At 73.8% G+C, this 24,330-nt stretch carries 24 protein-coding genes; 14 read left to right on the forward strand and 10 right to left on the reverse strand.

Features of this window, described 5'->3' with window-relative positions; translation table 11 throughout:
* Window positions 1–113 precede the first annotated feature (113 nt).
* Complete coding sequence (locus AB0F01_RS08660) at window positions 114–1,211, forward strand: bifunctional succinyldiaminopimelate transaminase/glutamate-prephenate aminotransferase (RefSeq protein ID WP_362091343.1); 1,098 nt, start codon at window positions 114–116, stop codon at window positions 1,209–1,211.
* A gap of 393 nt (window positions 1,212–1,604) precedes the next feature.
* Here AB0F01_RS08660 and AB0F01_RS08665 read toward each other — a convergent pair whose 3' ends face one another.
* Together AB0F01_RS08665 and AB0F01_RS08670 are read right to left on the reverse strand one after the other, a co-directional pair.
* Window positions 1,605–1,997, reverse strand: a complete 393-nt coding sequence (locus tag AB0F01_RS08665) for an ATP-binding protein (protein ID WP_362091344.1) — start codon at window positions 1,995–1,997, stop codon at window positions 1,605–1,607.
* Between the two features lie 272 nt (window positions 1,998–2,269).
* Window positions 2,270–3,313: a heavy metal transporter gene (locus AB0F01_RS08670; RefSeq protein ID WP_362091346.1), complete on the reverse strand. Its 1,044-nt coding sequence runs from the start codon at window positions 3,311–3,313 to the stop codon at window positions 2,270–2,272.
* An 83-nt stretch (window positions 3,314–3,396) separates the two neighbouring features.
* On the opposite strand from AB0F01_RS08670, the gene dapE reads away from it, so the two are divergent.
* Window positions 3,397–4,476, forward strand: a complete 1,080-nt coding sequence (dapE, locus tag AB0F01_RS08675) for a succinyl-diaminopimelate desuccinylase (protein WP_362091348.1) — start codon at window positions 3,397–3,399, stop codon at window positions 4,474–4,476.
* A 118-nt stretch (window positions 4,477–4,594) separates the two neighbouring features.
* Complete coding sequence (locus tag AB0F01_RS08680) at window positions 4,595–5,353, forward strand: TIGR00730 family Rossman fold protein (RefSeq protein ID WP_362091351.1); 759 nt, start codon at window positions 4,595–4,597, stop codon at window positions 5,351–5,353.
* Window positions 5,354–5,745: 392 nt separating this feature from the next.
* Here the strand turns inward: AB0F01_RS08680 and folP are convergent, their stop codons facing one another.
* Complete coding sequence (folP, locus tag AB0F01_RS08685) at window positions 5,746–6,606, reverse strand: dihydropteroate synthase (protein WP_362091353.1); 861 nt, start codon at window positions 6,604–6,606, stop codon at window positions 5,746–5,748.
* A 188-nt stretch (window positions 6,607–6,794) separates the two neighbouring features.
* Between folP and AB0F01_RS08690 the strand changes: the two genes are divergently transcribed.
* Both AB0F01_RS08690 and AB0F01_RS08695 read left to right on the forward strand, forming a co-directional pair.
* A complete protein-coding gene (locus AB0F01_RS08690; protein WP_362092537.1) occupies window positions 6,795–7,151 on the forward strand; it encodes a DivIVA domain protein in 357 nt (118 codons plus the stop codon).
* The gene (locus tag AB0F01_RS08695; protein WP_362091356.1) at window positions 7,148–7,732 is read left to right on the forward strand and encodes a DNA-3-methyladenine glycosylase I; all 585 of its coding nucleotides are present in this window, start codon (window positions 7,148–7,150) and stop codon (window positions 7,730–7,732) included. Before AB0F01_RS08690 ends, AB0F01_RS08695 begins: the two co-directional genes overlap by 4 nt.
* 177 nt (window positions 7,733–7,909) lie before the next feature.
* Here AB0F01_RS08695 and AB0F01_RS08700 read toward each other — a convergent pair whose 3' ends face one another.
* Complete coding sequence (locus AB0F01_RS08700) at window positions 7,910–8,713, reverse strand: enoyl-CoA hydratase-related protein (RefSeq protein WP_362091359.1); 804 nt, start codon at window positions 8,711–8,713, stop codon at window positions 7,910–7,912.
* A 385-nt stretch (window positions 8,714–9,098) separates the two neighbouring features.
* On the opposite strand from AB0F01_RS08700, the gene AB0F01_RS08705 reads away from it, so the two are divergent.
* Entirely contained in the window at window positions 9,099–9,266 is a 168-nt protein-coding gene (locus AB0F01_RS08705; RefSeq protein WP_003966491.1) for a DUF3117 domain-containing protein, read from the forward strand.
* 214 nt (window positions 9,267–9,480) lie between these two features.
* On the opposite strand, the gene AB0F01_RS08710 is transcribed toward AB0F01_RS08705, so the two are convergent.
* Window positions 9,481–10,194 (reverse strand): O-methyltransferase, encoded by a 714-nt coding sequence (locus tag AB0F01_RS08710; protein ID WP_362091361.1) that lies wholly within the window; start codon window positions 10,192–10,194, stop codon window positions 9,481–9,483.
* 259 nt (window positions 10,195–10,453) lie between these two features.
* On the opposite strand from AB0F01_RS08710, the gene sigE reads away from it, so the two are divergent.
* The 5 genes from sigE (at window position 10,454) to AB0F01_RS08735 (ending at window position 16,167) form a co-directional block, all read left to right on the forward strand.
* The gene (sigE, locus tag AB0F01_RS08715) at window positions 10,454–11,113 is read left to right on the forward strand and encodes an RNA polymerase sigma factor SigE (RefSeq protein WP_362091362.1); all 660 of its coding nucleotides are present in this window, start codon (window positions 10,454–10,456) and stop codon (window positions 11,111–11,113) included.
* Entirely contained in the window at window positions 11,110–12,045 is a 936-nt protein-coding gene (locus AB0F01_RS08720) for a zf-HC2 domain-containing protein (RefSeq protein WP_362091364.1), read from the forward strand. Before sigE ends, AB0F01_RS08720 begins: the two co-directional genes overlap by 4 nt.
* 394 nt (window positions 12,046–12,439) lie before the next feature.
* The gene (locus tag AB0F01_RS08725; RefSeq protein WP_362092540.1) at window positions 12,440–14,530 is read left to right on the forward strand and encodes a trypsin-like peptidase domain-containing protein; all 2,091 of its coding nucleotides are present in this window, start codon (window positions 12,440–12,442) and stop codon (window positions 14,528–14,530) included.
* Between the two features lie 150 nt (window positions 14,531–14,680).
* Window positions 14,681–15,142 (forward strand): sec-independent translocase, encoded by a 462-nt coding sequence (locus AB0F01_RS08730; protein WP_362091366.1) that lies wholly within the window; start codon window positions 14,681–14,683, stop codon window positions 15,140–15,142.
* A gap of 347 nt (window positions 15,143–15,489) precedes the next feature.
* Window positions 15,490–16,167, forward strand: a complete 678-nt coding sequence (locus AB0F01_RS08735; RefSeq protein WP_362091369.1) for a hypothetical protein — start codon at window positions 15,490–15,492, stop codon at window positions 16,165–16,167.
* Between the two features lie 328 nt (window positions 16,168–16,495).
* On the opposite strand, the gene AB0F01_RS08740 is transcribed toward AB0F01_RS08735, so the two are convergent.
* The 3 genes from AB0F01_RS08740 to AB0F01_RS08750 are packed head-to-tail and all read right to left on the reverse strand — an operon-like array spanning window position 16,496 to window position 19,556.
* Window positions 16,496–17,629 carry an Mrp/NBP35 family ATP-binding protein gene (locus tag AB0F01_RS08740; protein ID WP_362091371.1) on the reverse strand — a complete coding sequence of 378 codons (1,134 nt, stop codon included), beginning with the start codon at window positions 17,627–17,629 and terminating at the stop codon, window positions 16,496–16,498.
* A 42-nt stretch (window positions 17,630–17,671) separates the two neighbouring features.
* Window positions 17,672–18,283, reverse strand: coding sequence for a DUF1003 domain-containing protein (locus AB0F01_RS08745; protein ID WP_362091374.1), 612 nt, complete (start codon window positions 18,281–18,283; stop codon window positions 17,672–17,674).
* Window positions 18,273–19,556 (reverse strand): CBS domain-containing protein, encoded by a 1,284-nt coding sequence (locus AB0F01_RS08750; protein WP_362091377.1) that lies wholly within the window; start codon window positions 19,554–19,556, stop codon window positions 18,273–18,275. Before AB0F01_RS08750 ends, AB0F01_RS08745 begins: the two co-directional genes overlap by 11 nt.
* Before the next feature lie 217 nt (window positions 19,557–19,773).
* Between AB0F01_RS08750 and AB0F01_RS08755 the strand changes: the two genes are divergently transcribed.
* Window positions 19,774–20,568 (forward strand): hypothetical protein, encoded by a 795-nt coding sequence (locus AB0F01_RS08755; protein ID WP_362091379.1) that lies wholly within the window; start codon window positions 19,774–19,776, stop codon window positions 20,566–20,568.
* A gap of 156 nt (window positions 20,569–20,724) precedes the next feature.
* Here AB0F01_RS08755 and AB0F01_RS08760 read toward each other — a convergent pair whose 3' ends face one another.
* On the reverse strand, window positions 20,725–21,234 hold the full coding sequence (locus AB0F01_RS08760) for a hypothetical protein (RefSeq protein WP_362091381.1): 510 nt from the start codon (window positions 21,232–21,234) through the stop codon (window positions 20,725–20,727).
* A 22-nt stretch (window positions 21,235–21,256) separates the two neighbouring features.
* Entirely contained in the window at window positions 21,257–22,381 is a 1,125-nt protein-coding gene (locus tag AB0F01_RS08765) for a magnesium and cobalt transport protein CorA (protein ID WP_362091384.1), read from the reverse strand.
* Between the two features lie 554 nt (window positions 22,382–22,935).
* On the opposite strand from AB0F01_RS08765, the gene AB0F01_RS08770 reads away from it, so the two are divergent.
* Window positions 22,936–23,520, forward strand: coding sequence for a suppressor of fused domain protein (locus tag AB0F01_RS08770; RefSeq protein WP_362091387.1), 585 nt, complete (start codon window positions 22,936–22,938; stop codon window positions 23,518–23,520).
* Between the two features lie 152 nt (window positions 23,521–23,672).
* Complete coding sequence (locus AB0F01_RS08775) at window positions 23,673–24,314, forward strand: DUF6758 family protein (protein ID WP_362091389.1); 642 nt, start codon at window positions 23,673–23,675, stop codon at window positions 24,312–24,314.
* The last annotated feature ends 16 nt before the right edge of the window (window positions 24,315–24,330 follow it).

Raw genomic sequence — 24,330 nt, forward strand, 5'->3', positions numbered from 1 at the left:
GGAAACGGGGCCAGGGCGCGACCAGACCCGGAGCAGAGCCGGGCCGCGACCGGACCTGGACCAGAGCCGGGTCAGAACCGGATCAGAACCGGCCAGAAAGTGAGCCCGTACCCGTGTCCGTAGTCTCCGACCGGCTGCCCGCCTTCCCCTGGGACAAGCTGGAGCCCTACAAGGCGACGGCCGCCGCGCATCCGGACGGCATCGTCGACCTGTCCGTCGGCACCCCCGTGGACCCCGTCCCCGAGGCCGTCCAGAAGGCCTTGGTCGCTGCCGCCGACTCCCCCGGCTACCCCACGGTCTGGGGCACCGCCGAGCTGCGCGACGCGATCGTCGGCTGGGCCGGGCGCAGGCTGGGCGCCCGCGGCCTCACCCACCGGCACGTCCTGCCGGTCGTCGGTTCCAAGGAACTGGTCGCCTGGCTCCCCACCCAGCTCGGGCTCGGCCCCGGCGACCGGGTCGCCTTCCCGCGCCTGGCCTACCCGACGTACGAGGTGGGCGCCCGGCTGGCCCGCGCCGACCACGTCGCCTACGACGACCCGACGCGGCTGGACCCGTCCGGACTGAAGCTGCTCTGGCTCAACTCCCCGTCCAACCCGACGGGACGGGTCCTCTCGCGCGAGGAGCTGACCCGGACCGTCGCCTGGGCCCGCGAGCACGGCGTCCTCGTGCTGTCCGACGAGTGCTACCTCGAACTGGGCTGGGACGCCGAGCCGGTGTCCGTGCTGCACCCGGACGTCAACGGCGGTTCCCTCGACGGGATCGTCTCCGTCCACTCCCTGTCCAAGCGGTCCAACCTCGCCGGGTACCGGGCCGCCTTCCTCGCCGGTGACCCGGCGGTCCTCGGGCCGTTGCTCCAGATCCGCAAGCACGGCGGCATGATGACGTCGGCGCCCACCCAGGCCGCCGCCGCGGCGGCCCTGCGCGACGACGAGCACGTACGCGTGCAGCGCGAGCGCTACGCGGCCCGCCGCAGCGCCCTGCGGCAGGCCCTGACCGGCCACGGCTTCCGCATCGAGCACAGCGAGGCGGGCCTGTACCTGTGGGCCACCCGTGGGGAGTCCTGCTGGGACACGGTCGCCCACCTGGCCGGCCGCGGCATCCTGGTGGCCCCCGGCGACTTCTACGGCCCCGCCGGCGAGCGGCACGTCCGGATCGCCGTCACCGCCACGGACGAGCGGGTCCGGGCCGCGGTGGACCGCCTGACGGCCTGACCGGGCGCTGACTCCGCGCTCTGACGTGCGGTGCCCTGGCCTGGTCCTGACCCTGTGCTGACGGTGGCTCCCTGCTCTGGCTCGGACATCGCGCGCTGACGCGCCGCGCGTGGACCGGCCCGGTCCGACGGCCGTGTCCGACAGGGGTGCGAAGCCGGTGTCCGGCCGTGGTGTCCGGAGCCGGTGTCCGACGGGCGCCCGCCGCACCGCAAGGCAGCGCCGCGAGGCCGGACCGTACGGCCGCACCGCGAGGCCGTACTGGAGCGGACCCGGTCAGGGCCCTCACGGGCCCCGGCCCATGACGTCTGACGGGCCCGGGGAGAACTCCCCGGGCCCGTCAGACGTCGGTGGCGCGTAGGCGGCCGCGTCGGCCGTACTCGCCGCGCTCGCGGCTCAGCCGAGCGGCAGGCTCTGCACCGGCAGGGTCTTGGCCGACGGCAGGCCCCGCGAGGTGAGCGAGTCGGTGGGCAGGTCGCCGCCCTCGGTCGCCGCGCCCGCGGTGTCGCCCAGCACGTCCCCGGCGGAGCCGGCCAGGCCGCCGGCCGCCTTCTGCGCGGCGGGGGTGGCCTTCCCGGCGGCCTTCTCGACGGTCTTGCCGCCGGTGTCACCCGCCACCTCGGTCACGGTCTGCGCCGCGCCGTCCAGGGCGGTCACCCCGCCGAGGTCGGGCGCGGCCGGGAGTCCGGGGGCCGCACTGGCGGTACCGGCCGCACCGACCCCGGCGGCCGCTCCGGCGGCGACGAGCAGCGCGGCACGGGCGATCCGACGGGTCAGGGGGAGGGACATGGTGCTCCTTCGAAGGAGAAGAACAGCTCGGACGCCGTGACTACCGCTCGAAGGGCGGGAAGGTTGCGGCGCCTCCCGGTAAAGACTCGGTAACGCGTCGCATTATCGGATCGGGAGGAAAGCGGACGAAGGCCGTCCCGGTGGAGCGGGTGCAGAATCGCTTCGGCCCAGTGACCGCAGGGCCGGCCCCGTGGTCGGCCGTGGCGGCGCGTCCGGCCCCGCACCCGTCAGCACAGGGCACCGTGCATGACCCCTGAGGGTGAGCGCCCGCACTACCGCCCGGTGGTGATCCGCACCCGGTCCGGCCCGTCGGCGGACGTGCCGGAGCCCTTCGCGTCGTCCTGGCGCCACGTGCTGTCCGTGGTCCCGGCCACCCAGACCCGGCCCGCGTAGGAGACCCGCTGTATGCGCAGCTGGGAGGCGTTGGCCACGGCCCAGTGCGCGAGCTGCCAGCCCCGGGTCCCGGCCCGCCGGGAACCGCCGGCCGCTCCGTCCCGCCCGTCGTCGACCGGCAGCGTCAGGGTCCGCCCGTCCGGCTCCACCGTCACGTCCGGGGCGCTCGGGGAGGGCGTGGGCCGCGGCGCGTCGCCAGCCTCCGCACCGGCCGTTCCGTCGGCCTCCGCACCGGCCGGTTCGTCGACCTCCGCGCCCGCCGGCTGGATCAGGTCCCGTCCGAAGTCCCGGGCCAGCGCGGCCTGTACCGCCTCCGTGCCCGACGCCCGCGACGCGCCCGGACGGCCCTCGCAGGTCAAGGTCGCCCCCGACCGCCCGGTCAGCGCGGCGGCCAGCAGGGCCGCGTCCGGCTCGTGCTTGGCGTACGCCTGCGGGAACCCGCTGCGCTGCACCTTCTGCGCGGCCACGGTCAACGGCAGCCGGGTGTAGCCCGGCACCTTCTCCAGGCCCTCGTAGAACTTCTCGGCCGAGTACACCGGGTCCATGATCTCCTCCGGTGTGCCCCAGCCCTGCGACGGCCGTTGCTGGAACAGGCCCAGCGAGTCCCGGTCCCCGTAGTCGATGTTGTACAGGGTCGACTCCTGGAGAGCGGTCGCCAGCGCGATGGTCACGGCCCGCTCGGGCAGGTCGCGCGCGGTGCCCACGGCGGTGATCGTCGCCGCGTTCACCGCCTGCTCCGGCGTGAACTCGTAGGTCGCGCCGTCACCCTTGGCGGACACGACCTTGCACCCGGGCCCGCGCCCGCCCCCCGTGACGTACTGCACCACGAGGTATCCGGCGACCGCGAGCATCACCACGAAGGCCGCCCCGAAGCGGAAGAGGCGGCCCCGACGTCGTCTGGAAGGAAGCGGCGGCTCTGACACGCCTACAAGGTACTGGAGAGTACGCACCCCTGTGCGCCGGGTGTGGACAGTCGTCCGGGACCTGCCGCGTTAGGGTCGGGGCCATGGCCGACACCCCGCTTGACCTCACGCTGGACGCCGCGCGCCTGACCGCGCAGCTCGTCGACTTCCGCTCCGAGAGCGGCCAGGAGAAGCCGCTCGCGGACGCGATCGAGGCCGCCCTGCGCGCGCTGCCCCACCTCACGGTCGACCGGTACGGCAACAACGTCGTGGCCCGCACGCACCTGGGCCGGGCGGAGCGCGTGATCCTCGCCGGGCACATCGACACCGTCCCCATCGCGGACAACGTCCCCTCCCGCCTCGACGAGGACGGGGTCCTGTGGGGCTGCGGCACCTGCGACATGAAGTCCGGCGTCGCCGTCCAACTGCGCATCGCGGCCACCGTCCCGGACCCCAACCGCGACCTCACCTTCGTCTTCTACGACAACGAGGAGGTCGCCGCCGACCTCAACGGCCTCGGGCACGTGGCCGAGGCCCACCCCGACTGGCTGGAGGGCGACTTCGCGGTGCTGCTCGAGCCCTCCGACGGCCAGGTCGAGGGCGGCTGCCAGGGCACCCTGCGGGTCCTGCTGCGGACGGAGGGCGAGCGGGCGCACTCGGCGCGCTCCTGGATGGGCTCCAACGCCATCCACGCCGCCGCCCCGATCCTGGAGCGCCTGGCCGCCTACGAACCCCGGTACTCGGTGATCGACGGCCTGGAGTACCGCGAGGGCCTCAACGCGGTCGGCATCTCCGGCGGCGTGGCCGGCAACGTCATCCCCGACGCGTGCGTGGTCACCGTCAACTTCCGGTACGCCCCGGACCGCACGCCCGAGGAGGCCCTGGCCCACGTGCGCGAGGTCTTCGCGGACTGCGGGGTCGCCGAGTTCACCGTCGACGACCACAGCGGCGCCGCCCGGCCCGGCCTGTCCCACCCGGCCGCCGCCGCGTTCATCGAGGCGGTGGGCGGCACACCGCAGCCGAAGTACGGCTGGACCGACGTCTCCCGCTTCTCGGCGCTCGGCGTCCCGGCGGTCAACTACGGCCCCGGCAACCCCCACTTGGCGCACCGGCGCGACGAACGCGTCGACACCGCCAAGATCCTGGCCGGCGAGGAGCGGCTGCGTTCCTGGCTGACGGCATGATCGGGATCACCCGCGTGTGGTTTACACCGGTGCATTGCGGACATGCTGAGGTCCCCTGTACGTAACCCGCGTAGATCTACGCTGAGGTGGAACAACCTGGCACACGGAGGGAGCGCGCATGATCACTGGCAAGCCGGAGGGCCCGCAGCAGCCACCCGAGGAGCAGCGACTCGGTCCGGTGCTCCGGCGCCGGACGCAGGTGCAGTCGAGCACCACCGACCAGCGGCTGCTGGACGAGCGCGCCCCCAGCGGCTGGGTGCACACCGACCCCTGGCGCGTGCTGCGCATGCAGTCGGAGGTCATCGAGGGCTTCGGCTCCCTCTCCGAGCTCCCGCCCGCCATCAGCGTCTTCGGCTCCGCGCGCACCCCCGAGGACTCCTGGGAGTACGAGACCGGCGTCAAGCTGGGCCGCGGCCTGGTCGAGGCGGGCTTCGCGGTGATCACCGGGGGCGGCCCCGGGGCCATGGAGGCGGCCAACAAGGGCGCCCTGGAGGCGAACGGCGTCTCGGTGGGACTCGGCATCGAGCTGCCCTTCGAGCAGGGTCTGAACCCCTACGTCGACATCGGCCTGAACTTCCGCTACTTCTTCGTCCGCAAGCTGATGTTCGTCAAGTACGCCCAGGGCTTCGTGGTCCTGCCCGGCGGTCTCGGCACGCTGGACGAGTTGTTCGAGGCCCTCACGCTCGTCCAGACGCAGAAGGTCACCCGCTTCCCCATCGTCCTCTTCGGCACCGAGTACTGGGGCGGCCTGGTCGACTGGCTCCGCGGCACGGTCATCGCCCAGGGCAAGGCGGCGGAGAAGGACCTGCTGCTCTTCCACGTCACGGACGACGTGGAGGAGGCGGTGGCGCTGGTCTCCAAGGAGACCGGGGTCTGACGTCGGACCCGCGGAAGCGGCCTGCGGACGAGCCGCTGCGGCCCTGGCGGATCTCCCCGCCCGACGGGCCGAAGCGGGCGGGGGCAGACGGGCGCCCGACAGGCCGAAGCGGGCGGGGCAGACGGGCGGACAGAGGAGCCGTGACAGCCGGGCGATGACAGCGGGCCGCCGGCACGCCCACGGGAGCGCCGGTCCGTCTGCGCGGGACGGACCGGGCATCGGCCGGGGGACCTGGGCCGGCGGGGACGCGGCTGAGGCTCACGGTCGGGCGCGGAGAGCGGCCCGCCCGGGGAGACGGCGAGCCGGGCGGGGACGCGGGGGAGGACCCCCGGGCCGGAACCCGTGGGACGCCCCTCCCGCCCCGCACCGGCCGGGTGTCCGTCCGGCGGTTCCTAGGCCAGTCCCCGCCGGGCCACCGCGGGCTCCCGGTGGCCGGCGATGGAGGCGACCATGTCCAGCACCTGCCGGGTCTCCGCGACCTCGTGCACCCGGTACACCTGCGCCCCCAGCCAGGCCGAGACCGCCGTGGTCGCCAGCGTGCCGAGCAGCCGCTCCTTCACCGGGCGGTCCAGGGTCTCGCCCACGAAGTCCTTGTTGGACAGCGACACCAGGACCGGCCACCCCGTGGCGACCATCTCGCCCAGCCGCCGCGTCGCCTCCAGGCTGTGCCGGGTGTTCTTGCCGAAGTCGTGCCCGGGGTCGATCATCACCGACTCCCGCGGCACCCCCAGACCGACGGCCCGCTCCGCCAGCCCCACGGTCCGCTCCAGGATGTCGGCCATCACGTCGTCGTAGGTCACCCGGTGCGGGCGGGTCCGCGGCTGGGAGCCGCCCGCGTGGGTGCACACCAGCCCGGCGCCGTACCGCGCGGCGACCTCGGCGAGCCGCGGGTCGACGCCGCCCCAGGCGTCGTTGAGCACGTCCGCGCCCGCCTCGCAGACCGCCTCCCCGACCTCGTGCCGCCAGGTGTCCACGCTGATCACGACGTCCGGGAAGCGCCGCCGCACCTCGGCCACGAAACCGACGGTCCGCCGGGCCTCCTCGTCGGCGTCGACCTCCTCGCCCGGCCCCGCCTTCACCCCGCCGACGTCGATGATCGCGGCGCCCTCCGCCACGGCCTGCTCCACGCGGGCCAGGGCCGGCTCGTCGCGGAAGGTCGCCCCCTGGTCGTAGAAGGAGTCCGGGGTCCGGTTCACGATCGCCATGATCACCGGCTCGTGCGGCTCGAATTCCCGCCTGCCCAGCCTGAGCATCCCCTGTGACCTCTCCTCGTGTCCTCGTGCATGCCGGCGCCGACCGCCGATCGCCGGACGGCCTTCCGTCGACCGCCGGACGCCGTCCGGCGACCGCCTGTGGCCCGTCCTGTCAGACTCGCATGGCACGATCGGAGCCACACACCCGACTCCGACAACATCCGACCGTGGGGGCTCCACCGATGGTGATGTTCTTGTTCCTGGTCGTCGCGCTCACCGTCGTGGTCGCCGCGGTGACCCTCGCGGTGGTCGGCGGCGGTGAGAAGGGCCCGCTGCCCGAGGCCGCCCCCGAACGCGTGCGGGACGCCCTGCCGCCGGACCGTCCGGTCAGCCGCGCCGACGTGGACGACCTGCGCATCCCGCTCGCCGCCCGGGGCTACCGCATGGCCGACGTGGACGACGCCCTCGCCCGCCTCGGCGCCGAGATCGCCGAGCGGGACGCCCGGATCGCCGACCTGGAGTCCGCGCTGGCCGGTGCCCGCGCCGCCGCGGCCCACCTGTCCATGGACAAGCCGGCACCCGGCCCGGAGGCCGGGCAGCAGTGAGCGAGTCGGCAGCCCTCACCGGCCCCGACGGCGCCCCGCGCTGTCCCTGGGCCCTGTCCACCCCCGACTACGTCGCCTACCACGACGAGGAGTGGGGCCGCCCGGTCCACGGCGACGACGCCCTGTTCGAACGCCTCAGCCTGGAGGCGTTCCAGTCCGGGCTGTCCTGGATCACCATCCTGCGCCGCCGGCCCGGCTTCCGTGCCGCCTTCGCCGGTTTCGAGATCGCCCGGGTCGCGGAGTTCACCGACGCCGACCGGGAACGCCTCCTCGCGGACACCGGCATCATCCGCAACCGCGCGAAGATCGACGCGACCCTCGCCAACGCGCGGCTGCTGGCCACCTGGGCCCCCGGGGACCTCGACGCCCTCATCTGGTCCCACGCCCCCGACCCGGCGGGCCGCCCGGCGCCACGCACCCTCGCCGACGTCCCGGCCGTCACGCCCGAGTCGACGGCCCTGTCCAAGGCGCTGAAGAAGCAGGGCCTGCGCTTCGTCGGCCCGACGACGGCGTACGCGCTGATGCAGGCGTGCGGCCTGGTCGACGACCACCTGGCCGACTGCGTGGCGAGACGGGACTGAGCCGCCGGGTCCGCCCGGCCGGGCGGGCGGGCCTTGATTCCGGCCGGGCGGGCGGACGGGCCTTGGTTCCGGCCGGGCGGGCGGTGCCGGACCGGCGCCCGTCCCGCCCCGCCGGGCAGCGCGCTGGTCCCGCCCCGCCGGGGCAATGCGCCAGTCCCGCCCCGCCGGGGCAGTGCGCTAACGGCCCAGGTACTTCGGCTTCTCCTTGTTCACGAACGCCTGCACCGCGATCGTGTGGTCCTGGGAGGCGCCCGCACGCGTCTGCAGCTCGTCCTCCTTCTCCAGGGTCTCCGCCAGCGAGTGCCCGAGGCCGTACGCCACCGACTCCTTCAGCGCCGCGTACGCCACCGTCGGCCCCGCGGCGAGGGCCCGGGCCACCTTCTCCGCCTCCTCGCGCAGCTCCGCGGCGGGCACCAGCCGGTTGGCGATGCCCAGGTCGTACGCCTCCTGCGCGGAGATGCTGCGCGGGAAGAGCAGCAGGTCGGTGGCGCGGCCGGGGCCGATCACCCTCGGCAGCGTCCACGAGATGCCGGAGTCCGCGGTCAGGGCGACCCCGGCGAACGAGGTGTTGAACGACGCGGTGTCCGCCACGATCCGGTAGTCCGCCGCGAGGGCGAAGCCGAACCCGGCGCCCGCCGCGACGCCGTTCACCGCCGCGACCACCGGCTTGGGCGCCCCGGCCAGTGCGGTCACGATGGGGTTGTAGTGCTCGCGCACCGTGCTCATCGTCTGCCCGGAACCGGTCTCGCGGTCCTCGGCCAGCAGCCCGATGTGTTCCTTGAGGTCCTGCCCGACGCAGAACGCCCGGTCACCGGCCGCGGTCAGCAGCACGGCCCGCACGGCGTCGTCGTCCGCGGCGGACCGGGCCGCGTCCCGGAGGGCGACCTTCGCCGCGACGTTCAGCGCGTTCATCGCCTCCGGGCGGTTCAGCGTGATCGTCGCGAGTCCGTCGCTCACCTCGTAGAGCACGGTGTCGGCCATGGCGTATCCCCTCCAGCTGGCGGCTCCGGGACGTACCACCGGGTACGTCCCCGTCTGCAGGACAGCATGACGGACATCACCGGGCGGGGACGGCGCCGGTGGTGTGACCTGCGTCAAAGAATCGCGGGGCGTTTTTCTTCCGCGTTCCGGGACGAGGCGGCGCAGTATCGCAGTCACATCCCCGAATTGGGTGGTTTTGCTCGCGCGCGTTGCCCAAGCGATGCCGACCGATGTTGGTCATCGGGTCCTGCGATGCGGGATAATGGCCTGGAAGCAATGTGTTCGATGCCGGTGCGGTGTGTCCTGTCGTTCGTCCAGGACCGCAGATGCCCTTCGTGGGCCGTCGGCTAGACGGTTGAGCTGGGTTTCAGGAAGGGGAACGAGCATGGCGGCCATGAAGCCGCGGACGGGTGATGGCCCGCTCGAGGTGACCAAGGAGGGGCGGGGCATCGTCATGCGCGTTCCGCTCGAAGGCGGCGGTCGACTCGTCGTCGAGCTGACCCCGGACGAGGCCGACGCGCTCGGCGACGCCCTCAAGAAGGTCGTCGGCTGACGCGCAAGCGACCATACCCTTTCAGCCGCCCCGGTGCCGCGCCTGGTACCGGGGCGGCTGTCTGCGCAGGTGGAATGCTGTGCCCGGTGGGTCTTCCGGGGCGTGCGGGACGCAGGGGTGCGGAGCGCGCGGGCGTTACGGGGTGCGAGGCGTACGGGCGGCGCGGGGGTGCGAAGCGGGTGGGCGTCGCGGGCGTTCGGGGGCCGGGCGGCCGTCAGCGCTTCACCGCGCACAGCAGCCCGTCGCCGACGGGCAGCAGGGAGGACACCAGTTCCTGGCTCTCGCGCACGGCCCGCACCAGCTCCCGCAGCCGCAGCACCTCGGTGGGCTGCGGCCCGGAGTCCACCGTCCGGCCGTTCGCGAACACGCCTTCGAAGGCGACCAGGCCCCCGGGGCGCAGCAGACGCAACGATTCAGCGAGATAGTCCTGGTACTCCAGCCGGTCGCCGTCGCAGAAGACCAGGTCGTAGCCGGCGTCCGCGAGGCGCGGGAGGACCTCCAGGGCGCGCCCGGGGATGAAGCGCGACCGGTTCGCGGCGAACCCGGCGTCCCGGAACGCCTGCCGGGCGGACTGCTGGTGCTCGGGCTCCGGGTCGACCGTGGTCAGCACGCCGTCGGGCCGCATGCCGTGCAGCAGATGGATCCCGGAGACACCGCAGCCGGTCCCTATCTCCGCGACCGCCTTGGCCTCCACGGTGGCCGCGAGCAACCGCAGCGCCGCGCCCGTGCCGGGCGACACCGAGCGCAGCCCTGCCTGGCGGGCCCGGTCCCGGGCCCAGTGCAGCGCCTCGTCCTCGGCGACATAGGCGTCGGCGAACGCCCAGCTCGTCTGCCGGTTGGCGGTAATGACCCTCTCCTGTCCCCGTGAATGCCTGGCGAGACTGTATCCGTTGGCGTCGGGAACCCGCAGATGGGACCGGTCGTTCAAAGGGAGAGGACAACACGTGCGGGACGACGGGGGGCGGGCATTGGGCGAGGACGCGGGGCACATGCCGACGGAGCCGCACGAGCCGGACCGCGGCAGATCAAATTCTCGTAAAACCGCTTATCCGGAGCTAACGGGCGAGGTGGCTATGGTAGGGGCTCCACTGGACACCACCAGAGCCGATAGGGGAGGTGCGGCTGTACCTGTGGATCGGGGAGGAGTGCTGAGGCGCTTCCTTGGATCGGCGGGCAGGCCGAAATCCGTGAACGACACCGCTGCCGACCACAGCCGCGCCGGCGACCCGGCCCAGACCGCGAGCTTCACCACCGACGCGGACGGGCAGGCGTGGACTCCGCCCACCTGGGAGGAGATCGTCAGCATGCACAGCGGGCGGGTCTACCGGCTCGCCTACCGTCTGACCGGAAACCAGCACGACGCCGAGGACCTCACGCAGGAGGTCTTCGTCCGCGTCTTCCGCTCCCTGTCGACCTACACGCCCGGCACCTTCGAGGGCTGGCTGCACCGCATCACCACCAACCTCTTCCTGGACATGGTGCGCCGCAAGCAGCGCATCCGCTTCGACTCGCTCGGCGACGACGCGGCCGAGCGGCTGCCCAGCAAGGAACCCACGCCCCAGCAGGTCTTCAACGACGCCCACTTCGACGCGGACGTCCAGCAGGCCCTCGACACCCTGGCACCGGAGTTCCGTGCCGCCGTCGTGCTGTGCGACATCGAGGGACTCTCCTACGAGGAGATCGCCGCCACGCTCGGCGTCAAGCTGGGCACGGTGCGCTCCCGCATCCACCGCGGGCGCTCCCAGCTGCGCAAGGCACTGGCCCACCGCTCGCCGAAGGCGCGCGCGGAGCGCGGCTCCCTGGTGTCCCGTGTTCCCGCCCTGGGAGGAGGGGGCGCGAGCGCGTGAGCGGATCACTGCCCACACCGTCCGAGGGACACCTCGCGGAGCAGCACCTGGGAGACCGACTCTCCGCCCTGGTGGACGGAGAGCTCGGTCACGACGCGCGTGAGCGCGTCCTGGCGCACGTCGCCACCTGCGCCAAGTGCAAGGCGGAGGTGGACGCCCAGCGCCGTCTGAAGAACGTTTTCGCCCAGGCGGCCCCGCCCCCGCCCTCGGAGAGCTTCCTGGCCCGCCTCCAGGGACTGCCCGGCGGCGACCCGGGCGGATCCCCGCTGCTCGGCGGCGGCCCCGGCGTCTTCGACAGCCGGCGGGGCGAGGGATTCGAGTTCGCCTACCGGCCCGCCCGGCCGCACGGCTCCCCGCCGCCGGACGGACCGGCCGGCCGCGGCTTCCGCATCCACGACGTGAGCCGCCACGACACCGACCGGCCCGCCTCCCGCGGACTGCGCTTCGCCTTCGTCGCGGCCGGAGCGGTGTCGCTGGCCGCGATCGCCCTCGGCGGTGTCACGACCAGCATGGTCGCCGACACCGAGGTCCGCGGTGCGGGCAAGGGCAGCAACGTCACACCGACCCGCACGCAGGGCACAGGTGCCGCGACGGTGCCCGAGTCCCAGCGGCGTCGCGGCGCCGCACCCATGACCGGCCAGGGCACGGTGGGGCAGACACCGGCGCCCGTCGCGCCCACCGGGATCTCCGCGCCGCTGCTGCCGGGACTGCCGCCACCGGCGGCCGGCGACCAGACGCTCACCGCGCCGATGATGGCCGGCGCCGCCGCCGTCTCTCCGCTGATACGCCCCCTGCCCCCGCTCCCCCCGTTCACTCCCGCCGGCTGGTCCACGCCTTCCGGCATCCGTCCGCCCACCCTGCTCGACGCTGCCCCGGCACCGGGTCTCGCGTCGGCCCTGCCCCAGGCGTCCGCCTCCAGCAGGGCCCGCTGATCCCCGGGCCGCTCGATGCGCGTGGGCGTACGAACCTGATTGAATCCGGTGGGCGCGCCCAGGCCCACGCGGCCGGGTGCCGGACCGTGCTCCGTCGGCCGCGGCGGTCACGGAACCACGGAGTCGAGGATCTGCGGCCAGCTGCGGGGAGAGCATGAACGAGGGGAAACCGGGCCCACCGGGGGAGCGGGCGGACACGTCCGCCGACATGGCACCGGCGGACACGTCCGGCGCGCACCGGACGCGGGGGGAGCGCGACGGGGGCGACACGCCTGCTCCGGAAGACGCCCAGCGGCCCGCCACGGGAGCGCAGGGCGCCGCCGACACCGCGCGGACGACGCGGGACGGTGCCCCGGCCCGGCCCACCGAGACCGACGGGGACGGCGACTTCGCCCTGGCCCGGCCCGCCGCGCACACCCCCGACGCCGAGGGCGACTACGCCCTCAGCAGCCCGCGGGGCCCCCGGACGCCCGAAGGCCCGGACGGCGCTCACGGACCCGACCGCCCCGGCGAGCCCCGGCGCCCGCACCACCCGGCCCCCGGACGGACCGCGCCCGAGCACCCTGATGGGCGGGAGCCCGGCGCTCCGGCGGTCCCCGGACCCTCGGGCGAATCCGTTCCCGGGTCCTCGGGCGAACCCGTAGCCGGGCCGTTGGGCGAACCCGTTCCCGGGCCGTCCCGCGAGCCGGTGCGCCCCGAGCCCGTCGGCCCGGCGCCGGCGGGCCCCGAGCCGGCAGGCCCCGCTCCGACGGTCGCCGGTCCGTCCACCGGGCCCGTCGGCCGGTCGCCCTCGGTTCCCGGCCCGTCCGGCGAGCCCGTCGGCCCGGTCCCGGCCGGTGAGGAGCGGCCCACCCCGCTGCACGACCCGGACCCCTACAGCACCCCGCCCTACGGCGAGCCGGGCCCCTGGGCCCCCGCGCCTCCCGTCCAGCACCCGGCGACGGTCTCCGCACAGGCCGCACAGGCCGTACCGCACGACATGCCCCCGCCGGGCGCACCGGAGGCCGCCACGCCCCCGCAGGGCACCCCCCTGGGCACGTCGCACGGCACTCCCCGGGTCCCGCCTCCCACGACGCAGGGCGGCGGCCCCGCACCCGACCCCGTGGCGCACGGCGTGCCCGCCCCGGGTGCCCCCGTACCCGGCGCCCCGGTCCACGGCGCGGCCCCGCCCGTGGCCCCGCACCCGGAGGCCGCGGTGCCGCCCCCCGCGCCCGGCACGGTGCCCGGCGGGCCCCCGCACCCGGCGGCGGGTCCGGACACGGCGGCGCCCGCCCCCGCGGCCGACCCCTGGGGCCGCTACGACCCCTGGGCGGCCCCCACGGCACCCGCGCCGCTCCAGATGAGCGGTCCGGCCGAGGACACCGAGAAGAAGCGGCGCCGACTGCGCTCCCGGATCGTCCTCACCCTGGTGCTGGTCTTCGGGCTGCTGTGCGGTCTCGTCGGCGGGATCGTCGGGGCGTACCTGGAGCGCAACGGCGGCGTCGGGGCCGTGGAACTGCCGCAGGCGGACAAGGAGCCCGCCGACCGCGACCCGGACAGCGTCGCCGGGATCGCCTCCCGGGCCCTGCCCAGCGTCGTGACCCTGCACGCCAGCGGGACGGGCGCGGCCGGCACCGGGACCGGGTTCGTGCTCGACGAGCGCGGTCACATCCTCACCAACAACCACGTGGTGGAGCCCGCCGGGCGCGACGGCGAGATCACCGTGACCTTCCACAGCGGCGACACGGCCGACGCCACCGTCATCGGCCGGGACAGCGGGTACGACCTGGCGGTCGTGAAGGTCAAGGGCGTCCGCGGGCTCACCCCGCTGCCGCTCGGCAACTCCGACAACGTGCAGGTCGGCGACCCGGTCGTGGCGATCGGCGCCCCCTTCGACCTGGCCGGGACGGTCACCTCCGGCATCATCAGCGCCCGGGAGCGGCCCATCACCGCCGGCGGTGAGAAGGGCGACGGCAGCGACGTGTCGTACGTCGACGCCCTGCAGACGGACGCGCCCATCAACCCGGGGAACTCCGGCGGCCCCCTCCTCGACGCCGAGGCCCGCGTGATCGGCATCAACTCGGCGATCCGTTCCGCGGGCGGCGGCGGCGACCTCGAGGGCGGCCAGGCGGGCTCGATAGGGCTCGGCTTCGCCATCCCGATCAACCAGGGCAAGCGGGTGGCCGAGGAGCTGATCGACACCGGGAAGGCCACCCACCCGGTGATCGGCATCACCCTCGACATGGAGTTCTCCGGCGACGGTGCCCGCGTCGGCGCCAAGGGCAACGACGGCGGCCCCCCGGTCGTCACCGACGGGCCCGGCGACAAGGCCGGCATCGAGGCGGGCGACGTGATCACCGAGGTCAACGGCCAGCGCGTGCACTCCGGTGAGGAACTCATCGTCAAGACGCGCGCCCACCGTCCCGGGGACCGGCTGGAGCTCACCCTGGAACGCGACGGGGAGGAGCGGACGGTGTCCCTGGTGCTCGGCTCCTCCGGCGGCTGACCGCTCCGTGTCCCGGCGTCCGCACCCCGCGCGGGCGCCGGACGGTACCGGACGGCGGGGGCGGCCGGGTACCGTGGACGCGGCCCGGACCACGGAAGACCACGACGACCACCGAGGGCCGCGGACCGAAGGCATCGCAAGGAGCTTCAGGTGTTCAATGACATAGGCGCGTTCGAGCTGGTGACGCTCATCATCCTCGCTGTGCTCGTGTTCGGCCCGGACAAGCTCCCCAAGGTCATCCAGGACGTGACGCGCACGATCCGGAAGATCCGTGAGTTCTCGGAGAGCGCCAAGCACGACATCCGGGAGGAACTCGGCCCCGAGTTCAAGGACTTCGAGTTCGAGGACCTCAATCCCAAGACGTTCATCCGCAAGCAGCTGGACAACGACGAACTGGGACTCAAGGAGATCCGCAGCGGCTTCGACCTGAAGAAGGAGATGGCCGAGGTCACCGACGCCGTCAACGGCCGCGAGTCCGAGGCGTCCACGTCCTCCGCCGTGCCGGCCGCCCCCGGTTCCTCCGGTTCCACGTCCGGCCGGGTGGACATGTCCAAGAAGCCCGCGCCCCCGCCCGCCGACGACCGTCCGCCCTTCGACGCGGACGCCACCTGATCCCAGGCGTCCCCCGGGATTCCGGGGGCGTCCGGGTCCTGAGCCGCCGGGCCGGCGGGCCGGAGCCCGGCGCACCCGCGCTGTGCCGGGCCGCACCACGCGGGCCGCACCGCATGCGCTGTTCCGTGCCCGCCGGGCGTACGCCCCGGCGTACGTGACGCGTTTCATACTCCGACCGGGCCGCCCACGGCCCGATCCGGTCGTTCGCGCGTCGCACGCGCCGGGTGGTTTCCCGGTCCGCGGCGGCGGGGTGGCTATGCTGCCCCAGTTGTTGCGCGGACCGGACGAGTGCGCCCGAACGGGGGCGGGCCGCCCCGGACCGACGAGAATGAGGAGGCGTCCGGGCAATGGAGACGACGAGTCAGGCCGTCGCACAGGCGCCGGCCGCGGAGAGTGGACCACGACCGGCCACCTCCGCCCGGCGTGCGGCCGACGGCTACGTGAGTGCGACCTTCCCCTGGTACGGCCTGGACGAGGCCTTCACGGGCCGGCGCTGGCTGATGCAGGTGGGCACGGCCGCCGACGGGACGGTCGAGCACGGGGCGATCGGGCACGGTGACGAGCCGTCGGTACGCAGTGAGTACACGGCGGGCCCCGGCCAGGACGCCCGCGAGAAGTTCGCCGTGGTCGTGACCGTGGCCGCCAACCCGGTGCGCCGCAGCGCCGACGGCACCGGTCTGCTGGAGGCCACCTCGGTCTCCTCCGCGGCCTGGCTCGCCGGTGTCGGGCTGCTGTCCTTCACCTGGCCGGGCCAGATGGACCACTCGCTGCGGGACAACTGGCTGGAGCAGCAGACGGAGACCGCCTGGGCGCTCGCCGACGACCTGGACGGGGAGGACTGGTCGACGCTGTCCCTCCCCGTGGACGGTGTGCCGACGCCGTTCCACTACCGGGAGTCCGAGTTCGGCTGGGTGCTCGCCGGGTCCACCCAGGCGGGCGTCCACGTCGGCGCGTACGGCCGGGGCATGAGCGCCTACGGGCTCGGCTTCGCCGAGGTGAAGGACGTGGCCGCCTACGCGGACTGAACCGCGACGCGCCCACTTCCCGCACCGGCACGACCGGTCCGGCGACGTTCGGGTCCGGTCCATGAGACCGGGCCGGACACGACCGGACCGGTGGCGGCGGGTTGGCTTCCGCCACGGCGCGACCGGGTCGCCGCGACCGAACCGATGACGACGGGCCGAGTCACGGAGAGCCCGAGCCACGGAGGGCCCGAGCCACGGAGGGCCAGAGCCGCTGGCGGGTCCTGCCGTCCCGGCCACGCCGACCATGACGGCTCCGGCCCCCGGACGCGACGCGCCGCGCCGAAGGCCGCGGGGGCCGCGGAAGGCGTCCCGCGGCCCCGGAGCGCTCCTAGAACTTGTTCCGGGGCGTGATCCCCAGAGAGAGCCCCGCCAGGCCCCGCTGCCGCCCGCCCAGCTTGCCGGCGATCGAGCGGAGCGCCGCTCCGGCCGGGGACTCCGGGTCGGTCAGCACGACCGGCTTGCCCTCGTCGCCGCCCTCGCGCAGCCGCACGTCGATCGGGATGGCGCCGAGCACCGGGACGTTGGTGCCGGTGGTCCGGGTCAGGCCGTCGGCCACCGACTGGCCGCCGCCGGTGCCGAACACGTCGACCATCTCGTCGCAGTGCGGGCACGGCAGGCCGGACATGTTCTCGACCACGCCGACGATCTTCTGGTGGGTCTGCACCGCGATGGAGCCGGCCCGCTCGGCGACCTCGGCCGCCGCCTGCTGGGGCGTGGTCACGACCAGGATCTCGGCGTTGGGGACCAACTGGGCGACGGAGATCGCGATGTCACCGGTGCCGGGCGGCAGGTCCAGCAGCAGCACGTCCAGGTCGCCCCAGTACACGTCGGCCAGGAACTGCTGGAGCGCGCGGTGCAGCATCGGGCCGCGCCAGACGACCGGCGCGTTGCCCGGGGTGAACATGCCGATCGAGATGACCTTCACGCCGTTCGCCGACGGCGGCATGATCATGTTCTCGACCTGGGTGGGCCGCCCGTCGGCGCCCAGCATCCGCGGCACCGAGTGGCCGTAGATGTCGGCGTCCACGACCCCGACCTTCAGCCCGTCGGCGGCCATCGCCGCCGCCAGGTTCACCGTCACCGACGACTTGCCCACGCCGCCCTTGCCGGAGGCGACGGCGTAGACCCGGGTCAGGCTGCCCGGCTTGGCGAACGGCACCTCGCGCTCGGTCTGGCCGCCGCGCAGCGCCGCCGCCAGCTCCTTGCGCTGCTCGTCGCTCATGACGTCCAGCGTGACGTCGACGCCCGTGACGCCGTCGACCGCGGCGACCGCGTCCGTCACGCGCTGCGTGATGGTGTCCCGCATGGGACAGCCCGAAACCGTCAGGTAGACGGTGACCGCGACCCGCCCGTCGGCGGCGATGTCCACCGATTTGACCATCCCCAGCTCGGTGAGGGGCCGGTTGATCTCGGGGTCGTTCACCGTCGCCAGTGCCTCACGCACCGCGTCTTCCGTAGCCATACGACGATGGTACGGCGCCGGGTACACCCACCGGTAAGCCCGTCAGCGGTCGTCTGCGTCACGTCGGGGCGGCCGTTCCGCCCGAAGTGCCGGAACCGCGCCGTGCTCGCGGTGGCCGTTGCCGCGCCGCTCGTCCAGTTCCTTCACCAGGTCCTGCAGCTCCGAGCGGATCCAGTCCCGGGTGGCGACCTCGCCCAGCCCGATCCGCAGCGCGGCGACCTCCCGGGTCAGGTACTCGGTGTCCGCGATCGACCGCTCGCCCTGCTTGCGGTCCTGCTCCAGGTTGACCCGGTCGCGGTCGTCCTGCCGGTTCTGCGCCAGCAGGATCAACGGGGCCGCGTAGGACGCCTGGAGGGACAGCACCAGGGTGAGGAAGATGAACGGGTACTCGTCGAAGCGCAGCTCCTTGGGCGCCGACACGTTCCACACCACCCACACGACGATGACGACCGTCATCCAGACGATGAACCGCCCGGTGCCCAGGAAGCGCGCGATGCGTTCCGACAGCCGCCCGAACGCCTCCGGGTCGTACTCGGGCAGGATCCGGCGGCGCGGCGGTCGCGGCTGGTCCAGCCGGGGCGTACGGGGCCGCCGTCCGGCAGCCGTGGCCCCGGTGGGCTGACGGTCGCGCAGGGCCTCGCGCTCAGGCGCCATCGGTCACCACCCCGTCCCCGAGGTGGAACTCGTTCTCGCGCCAGTCGTCGGGCAGCATGTGGTCCAGCACGTCGTCCACGGTCACCGCGCCCAGCAGCGAGCCCGCCTCGTCGACCACGGGCGCCGCCACCATGTCGTACGTGGCGAAGAACCCGGCGACCTGCGGCAGCGCCGCGTCCGGTTCCAGCGGTTGCAGGTCGTCGTCGATCATCGAGCCGACGAGGGTGAACGGGGGGTCCCGCAGCAGCCGCTGGAAGTGCACGGTGCCCAGGTACTTGCCGGTCGGCGTCTCCTCCGGCGGCCGGCAGACGTAGACCTGGGCGGCGTGCGCGGGGGACAGGTCGGGGTTGCGGATCCGGGCGAGCGCGTCCGCGACCGTCGCGTCGGGGCGCAGCACGATCGGCTCGGTCGTCATCAGACCGCCCGCGGTGTGCTCCTCGTAGGCCATCAGGCGCCGCATGTCCGCCGCGTCGCCGGGCTGCATCAGGCTCAGCAGCCGCTCCTGCTCGTCCTCGGGCAGCTCGCCCAGCAGGTCGGCCGCGTCGTCCGGGTCCATGGCCTCCAGCACGTCGGCGGCCCGCTCCTCCTTCAGCTTGCCGAGGATCTCGATCTGGTCGTCCTCCGGCAGTTCCTCCAGCACGTCGGCGAGCCGGTCGTCGTCGAGCGCCGCGGCGACCTCGGCCCGGCGCTTGGGGGAGAGGTGGTGCAGGACGTTCGCCAGGTCGGCGGGGCGCAGCTGTTCGAACGTGGCCAGCAGGTTCTCGGCGCCCTGGCCGTGCTCCTCCAGGGAGAACCCGGTCACCGCCGACCACTCGACGGTCAGCGTCTCCCCCTTGCTGCGCCGGAACGCGCCGCCCTTGCGGCCCTTGCGGACGAACACCCGGTCGACCTCCCACTCCCGCCGGGAGGGCAGCTGATGCACCGACAGGTCGAGGACGGTGACCTCCTCGCCGCCGTCCACCAGGGTCACCCTGCGGTCCAGCAGTTCGCCGAAGACCAGCCGCTCGGTGGGCCGCTGCTCGAACCGCCGGACGTTGAGCACGCCGGTGGAGATGATCTGTCCGGACTGCACGGCGGTGACCCGGGTCATGGGCAGGAAGATGCGGCGCCGGGTGGGCAGTTCGACGACCAGGCCGAGCAGCCTCGGCGGGCGCCTGCCGACCCGCAGCATGACGACCAGATCGCGCACGCGCCCCACCTGGTCGCCGTTCGGATCGAAGACGGCGACGTCGGAGAGGTGCGAGACGAAGATCCGGGGGGCGCCCGCTGCCATGGCCGCGGCTCCTTTTCGTGCGGGGTGGTCCTGTGTCGGGTTGTTGCCTGCTGCGTTCGCTGTCCGAATGGCCCGCTCGGGTGGGCTTCAGGCTAGCCCGTCCCGATCGGCGGTGCTCCGGGGGCCGGTCCGGACGGACTGGCTCCACTGGTCTCCCCTGCCCCCGGTACTCTGCGGTACGCCGTTCAGGTCCCCCGTCAGAGAGGCAGCCGCACCTGTGACTCCGATCTCCCCGGGCCGTCCCCGCAGTCGCAGTGCCGTGCTGGCGGGCGCCGTGTGCGCCCTGCTGGTCACCGGGACGGCGCTCACGGGGTGTGCCGAGGACCCGAACGAGGGCACCAACGGGGTCGGCAAGCTGTCCGCCGAGCAGATCCAGCAGCGGACCCGCAAGGCCGCCGACTCGGTGGACACGGTCCGGCTGCACGGCACGGTCGTCAGCAGCGGGCGCAGCTACACGCTCGACATGCGGCTGAAGTCCGAGGGCGGCATCGGGTCGGTCACCTCCGAGGGGCAGACGTTCCGCCTGCTGCGCATCGACGACGAACTGTTCCTGAAGGCGGGCGCCGAGTTCTGGGGCCAGGCGGGCGGCAAGGGCAAGGGCAAGGGCGACGGAGAGGGTGAGGGCGGCGGCGGGTCCGCGGCCGACGCGGCGGCGGCCGAGAAGCTGGCCGCGAAGTACGTGAAGGTCCCCCAGGGCGATCCCGCGTACAAGAAGTTCAACGGCTTCACGGACAAGGACGTCCTCCTCGGCGGTCTGCTCACCCTGCACGGCACCCTGGCCACGGACGGCCACCACGAGCAGGCGGGCGTCCGCACCATCCGGATCACCGGCGACGACGGCGCGGGCGGCACCCTGGACGTGTCCCTGGAGGGCAACCCCTACCCGCTGCGCCTGGAGCGCGCCGGCAAGGCGGGCACGCTCACCTTCTCCGCCTGGGGCACCGACTTCCCCCTCAAGAAGCCGGGCAAGGACGAGACCCTCGACTACGGGCAGCAGTTGCCGGCGTCGTAGCGGCCGGGGCCCTCACCGGGCCGCGCGCCCGGCAGGCCGGTCGTCGCCCGCGCCGGGCCCCCGCGGCGGTCGGCCCGCGCGGGCTCCGGTGCCGGCCGTCCCCGCTGTCGTCACCCTCACGGCGGGGCTGCGGCGGGACCGGCCCGCCGACGGCGCCTACCTCCGCTTGCGCCGTGCCAGCAGCCGGGGCAGGCCCGCGGGGACCGGGCGGCGGGTGGTCGCCGGGGTCGGCCGGGGCGGCTCGGCCAGGGAACCGTCGGGCAGCGGCGCGGTCGCCCCGGTCGGCTCCAGCCGCACGACCCGGCACTCGCGCGCCCAGCGCTCCGGCACCGCCTCGCCGTCGGGGGCGTTCAGCCGCTTGCCCTTCAGCTCCGCGACGGCCTCCGTCCAGGCCTCGGAACCGGGCGGCAGCTCCACCACCGTCGCCGACCAGGAGACCAGCCGGCCGCCCTTGTCCTTGCTGCGGACGGTGACCTGCGCGGGGGCGCCGTCGGCGAGGCCCGGCAGCGGCTGCTCGCCGGGCCCGTCACCCACCAGGCAGGCGGCACCCTCGTGCCACACGTGCCACAGGGCGCGCGCGGGGCCGGTGGGGCCCTCGACCCAGACGAGCCCGGACTTCTTCGTGGCCTCCTCGATGAGGGCCCGGTCGAGCAGCTCGCGTGTCATGGGTGCAGCCTATCCAGCGCCCTCACAGCCAGCCGTTGCGCTTCAGCATGCGGTGGATGCCCAGACAGATCGCCACCGTCACCCCCAGGACCATGGGGTAGCCGTACGTCCACCGGGTCTCCGGCATGTACTCGAAGTTCATCCCGTAGACCCCGCACACCATGGTCGGCACGGCGATGATCGCCGCCCAGGAGGTGATCTTGCGCATGTCCGCGTTCTGCGCCACCGACGCCTGCGCCAGGTTCGCCTGGAGGATGGAGTTCAGCAGCTCGTCGAAGCCGATGACCTGCTCCTGGACCCGGGCCACGTGGTCGGCCACGTCCCGGAAGTACTTCTGGATCTCCGGGTCGATCAGCCGCATCGGCCGCTCGCTGAGCAGCTGCATGGGCCGCAGCAGCGGCGACACCGCCCGCTTGAACTCCAGCACCTCGCGCTTGAGTTGGTAGATCCGCCCGGCGTCCGTACCGCGCGGCACACCCTTGCGGCCCGGCGAGAACACCTCGTTCTCGACCTCGTCGATGTCGTCCTGCACCGCGTCGGCGACCGCGATGTAGCCGTCGACGACGTGGTCGGCGATGGCGTGCAGCACGGCCGAGGGGCCCTTCGCCAGCAGCTCGGGGTCGTCCTGGAGCCGGTGCCGCAGGGCCCGCAGGGAGCCCTGGCCGCCGTGCCGGACCGTGATGAAGAAGTCGCGGCCGGTGAAGCACATGACCTCGCCGGTGGCCACCACCTCGCTGCTGGAGGTGAGCCGGTCGTGGTCGAGGTAGTGGATGGTCTTGAAGACCGTGAAGAGGGAGTCGTCGTAGCGCTCCAGCTTGGGCCGCTGGTGTGCCTGGACGGCGTCCTCCACGGCCAGCGGGTGCAGCCCGAACTCCCCGGCGATGCCCGCGAATTCGGCCTCGGTCGGCTCGTGCAGGCCGATCCACACGAAGCCGCCGTCGCGGCGCACCAGCCGCATCGCGTCCTGCGGGGTCAGCGGTGCCTCGGTCGTCAGGCGGCGGCCGTCCCGGTAGACGGCGCAGTCCACCACGGCGGTGGCCGAGCCGGCGTCCGGGGTGCGGGTGGTGTCGTAGGTGCTGCTGCTCCCCTTGCGCAGCGAGACGCGGGAGGGACGGACCACGGCGCGCAGGTCGCGGATCATCGACATGACGGGCTCCTTCGCGGGCGGGCGACGAAAGGCGCCGCTGCGACGGATGGAACCTCCCGGAATGAGGACGTCCTGACCAGGATTCCCTCCCGGAAAGGCCGGGAAGGATGTTTGGCACGTCCACAAAGCGGGGAGCACCGCACCGTCGGGGGTGGCGGGCTTCGTCGCCGATACAGCTACGGGGGCGGATCAGGCGGAACGAAACGAAGCGCTCTTCCGATGGAGACGCACGTGCGTGAGGTGATGCACCAGGAACGGGCGAAGAACCTCAGTGGGCGGAAGAGCGGGTGATACTGCACGGTCGACTTCGGTCCATGCCAGCACCACCTCCTCCGGCCGGTCCCTCGTGAGGGACGATCCACGATCCCCGCGGGGATGCCCCGCGAACGGGGTGTGTCACATCGGTGCCGGGACGCGATCACGGCGTCGCCGGAGCCTGGGGCCCGGGCGGATTCCCTGCCGTGTGCTGTCCCGAAGCACCGGGCCAGAGTAGCAGCAGGCCGTCATGTCAAGGCGCGGCTTCGCCCGGTACCGGCGAGTTCTATGCTCGCCGCATGGCAGATGTTCTTCCTCTGGTCGAGGCCCGGTTGCGTTCGGCACTGGGTGAGCCGGACGCCCGCGCCGCGGTCACCTTCCTGGGCACGGACCGCATCGAGGTGCTGCGCTTCCAGGAGGGCGACATCGTGCGGTACGCGACGCTCGGCATGTCCGCGCAGCCCATGACCGACCCCACGGCGGTGATCGCCGACCCCGTCAAGGGACCGCGCACCGAGCTGGTGCTCTCCGTGCGGGCCGGTCTCGCGGACACCGACAAGGTGCTCCGGCCGCTCGCGATCCTCGCCGCGTCCCCGCAGGTGGAGGGCGTGGTGGTGGCTCCGGGCGCCTCGCTCGACGTCGGAGAACCCCTGTGGCCGGGCGCTCCCTTCACCTCCGTGCTGGTCGCCGAACCGGGCGGTCTGGTGGAGGACCTGGAGCTCGACGAGCCCCTCGACCCCGTACGGTTCCTGCCGCTGCTGCCGATGACCCCCAACGAGGCCGCCTGGAAGCGGGTGCACGGGGCCCAGGCCCTCCAGGAACGCTGGCTGGAACGGGGCACCGACCTGCGCGACCCGCGCCGGTCCACCGTCGCCCTGGACTGACTCCGCCGTGACCAACCTCACCAACACGCCCTTCTCCCGGCTGAGTTGGTGCGGGTCAGGTGCGCACCGGGGCGACCGGCCGGCGGTCCGGGACGGTCCGGACGGGTGATCGTCCTTGACGGGACGCGGAAGGGGTAGGACCGTTGGGCCCTATGAGGGGCGAACCCAGTTGCCCGAAGTGCGGTGGCCGGGTCAGGGCTCCCGGCCTCTTCTCCGATGCGTGGCAGTGCGACGTGCACGGCACCGTGCACCCGCTCCAGCCTGTGATACCGCCGAGCGTCGAGGCGCTCAACGTCGTCGTCCACCGCACCCGGGTCCCGGTGTGGATGCCGTGGCCCCTGCCCGTGGGCTGGCTCTTCACCGGCGTGGCCTGCGCCGGTGACGACCGCAGCGGGGGCCGCGCCACCGCCGTCGCCTGCACGGGACCCGGGCCGCTCGGGGGCATGGGTGAGCTCGTCCTCGTGGCCGAGGAACTCGGCGTCGGCCTCGGTGCGCGGTACGCCGGCATCGACGGCCCGGATCCGGGGCCGTACCTCAACGTCGACAAGCCCGCGCAGACCAAGGTGCTGGCCGCCGGGCGTCCCACTCCCCTCTGGCACGTCAGCAAGACACCGGACGACCGGGCCGTCTTCGCGGGCGAGGCCCTCGGCCTGTGGTTGTGGGCGGTGGTGTGGCCGGAGCAGTCGGGCCTGCTGATGTACGACGAGCTGGTGCTGGCGGACCTGCGGGACGCCGGAGCCGAGGTGGACCTGGTGCCGTGCGGCGCCCTCACCCCGCGCCTGCTGCAGACGTAGCGGGCGCGGGCCTGTC

Origin of the sequence: Streptomyces sp. NPDC029526, from assembly GCF_040637405.1 — a bacterium.
In the GTDB taxonomy this organism is placed as follows: domain Bacteria; phylum Actinomycetota; class Actinomycetes; order Streptomycetales; family Streptomycetaceae; genus Streptomyces.

Excerpts from the sequence above, each read along its gene's own strand:
- AB0F01_RS08665 (WP_362091344.1), bottom strand. The coding sequence starts at position 1,997 with ATGTCCCTCCCCCTGACCCGTCGGATCGCCCGTGCCGCGCTGCTCGTC.
- dapE (WP_362091348.1), top strand. The coding sequence starts at position 3,397 with ATGGCCGACACCCCGCTTGACCTCACGCTGGACGCCGCGCGCCTGACC.
- AB0F01_RS08760 (WP_362091381.1), bottom strand. The coding sequence starts at position 21,234 with ATGACACGCGAGCTGCTCGACCGGGCCCTCATCGAGGAGGCCACGAAG.
- AB0F01_RS08750 (WP_362091377.1), bottom strand. The coding sequence starts at position 19,556 with ATGGCAGCGGGCGCCCCCCGGATCTTCGTCTCGCACCTCTCCGACGTC.
- AB0F01_RS08705 (WP_003966491.1), top strand. The coding sequence starts at position 9,099 with ATGGCGGCCATGAAGCCGCGGACGGGTGATGGCCCGCTCGAGGTGACC.
- AB0F01_RS08770 (WP_362091387.1), top strand. The coding sequence starts at position 22,936 with ATGGCAGATGTTCTTCCTCTGGTCGAGGCCCGGTTGCGTTCGGCACTG.
- AB0F01_RS08745 (WP_362091374.1), bottom strand. The coding sequence starts at position 18,283 with ATGGCGCCTGAGCGCGAGGCCCTGCGCGACCGTCAGCCCACCGGGGCC.
- AB0F01_RS08765 (WP_362091384.1), bottom strand. The coding sequence starts at position 22,381 with ATGTCGATGATCCGCGACCTGCGCGCCGTGGTCCGTCCCTCCCGCGTC.
- folP (WP_362091353.1), bottom strand. The coding sequence starts at position 6,606 with ATGCTCAGGCTGGGCAGGCGGGAATTCGAGCCGCACGAGCCGGTGATC.
- AB0F01_RS08700 (WP_362091359.1), bottom strand. The coding sequence starts at position 8,713 with ATGGCCGACACCGTGCTCTACGAGGTGAGCGACGGACTCGCGACGATC.
- AB0F01_RS08735 (WP_362091369.1), top strand. The coding sequence starts at position 15,490 with ATGGAGACGACGAGTCAGGCCGTCGCACAGGCGCCGGCCGCGGAGAGT.
- AB0F01_RS08775 (WP_362091389.1), top strand. The coding sequence starts at position 23,673 with ATGAGGGGCGAACCCAGTTGCCCGAAGTGCGGTGGCCGGGTCAGGGCT.
- AB0F01_RS08680 (WP_362091351.1), top strand. The coding sequence starts at position 4,595 with ATGATCACTGGCAAGCCGGAGGGCCCGCAGCAGCCACCCGAGGAGCAG.
- AB0F01_RS08740 (WP_362091371.1), bottom strand. The coding sequence starts at position 17,629 with ATGGCTACGGAAGACGCGGTGCGTGAGGCACTGGCGACGGTGAACGAC.
- AB0F01_RS08690 (WP_362092537.1), top strand. The coding sequence starts at position 6,795 with ATGTTCTTGTTCCTGGTCGTCGCGCTCACCGTCGTGGTCGCCGCGGTG.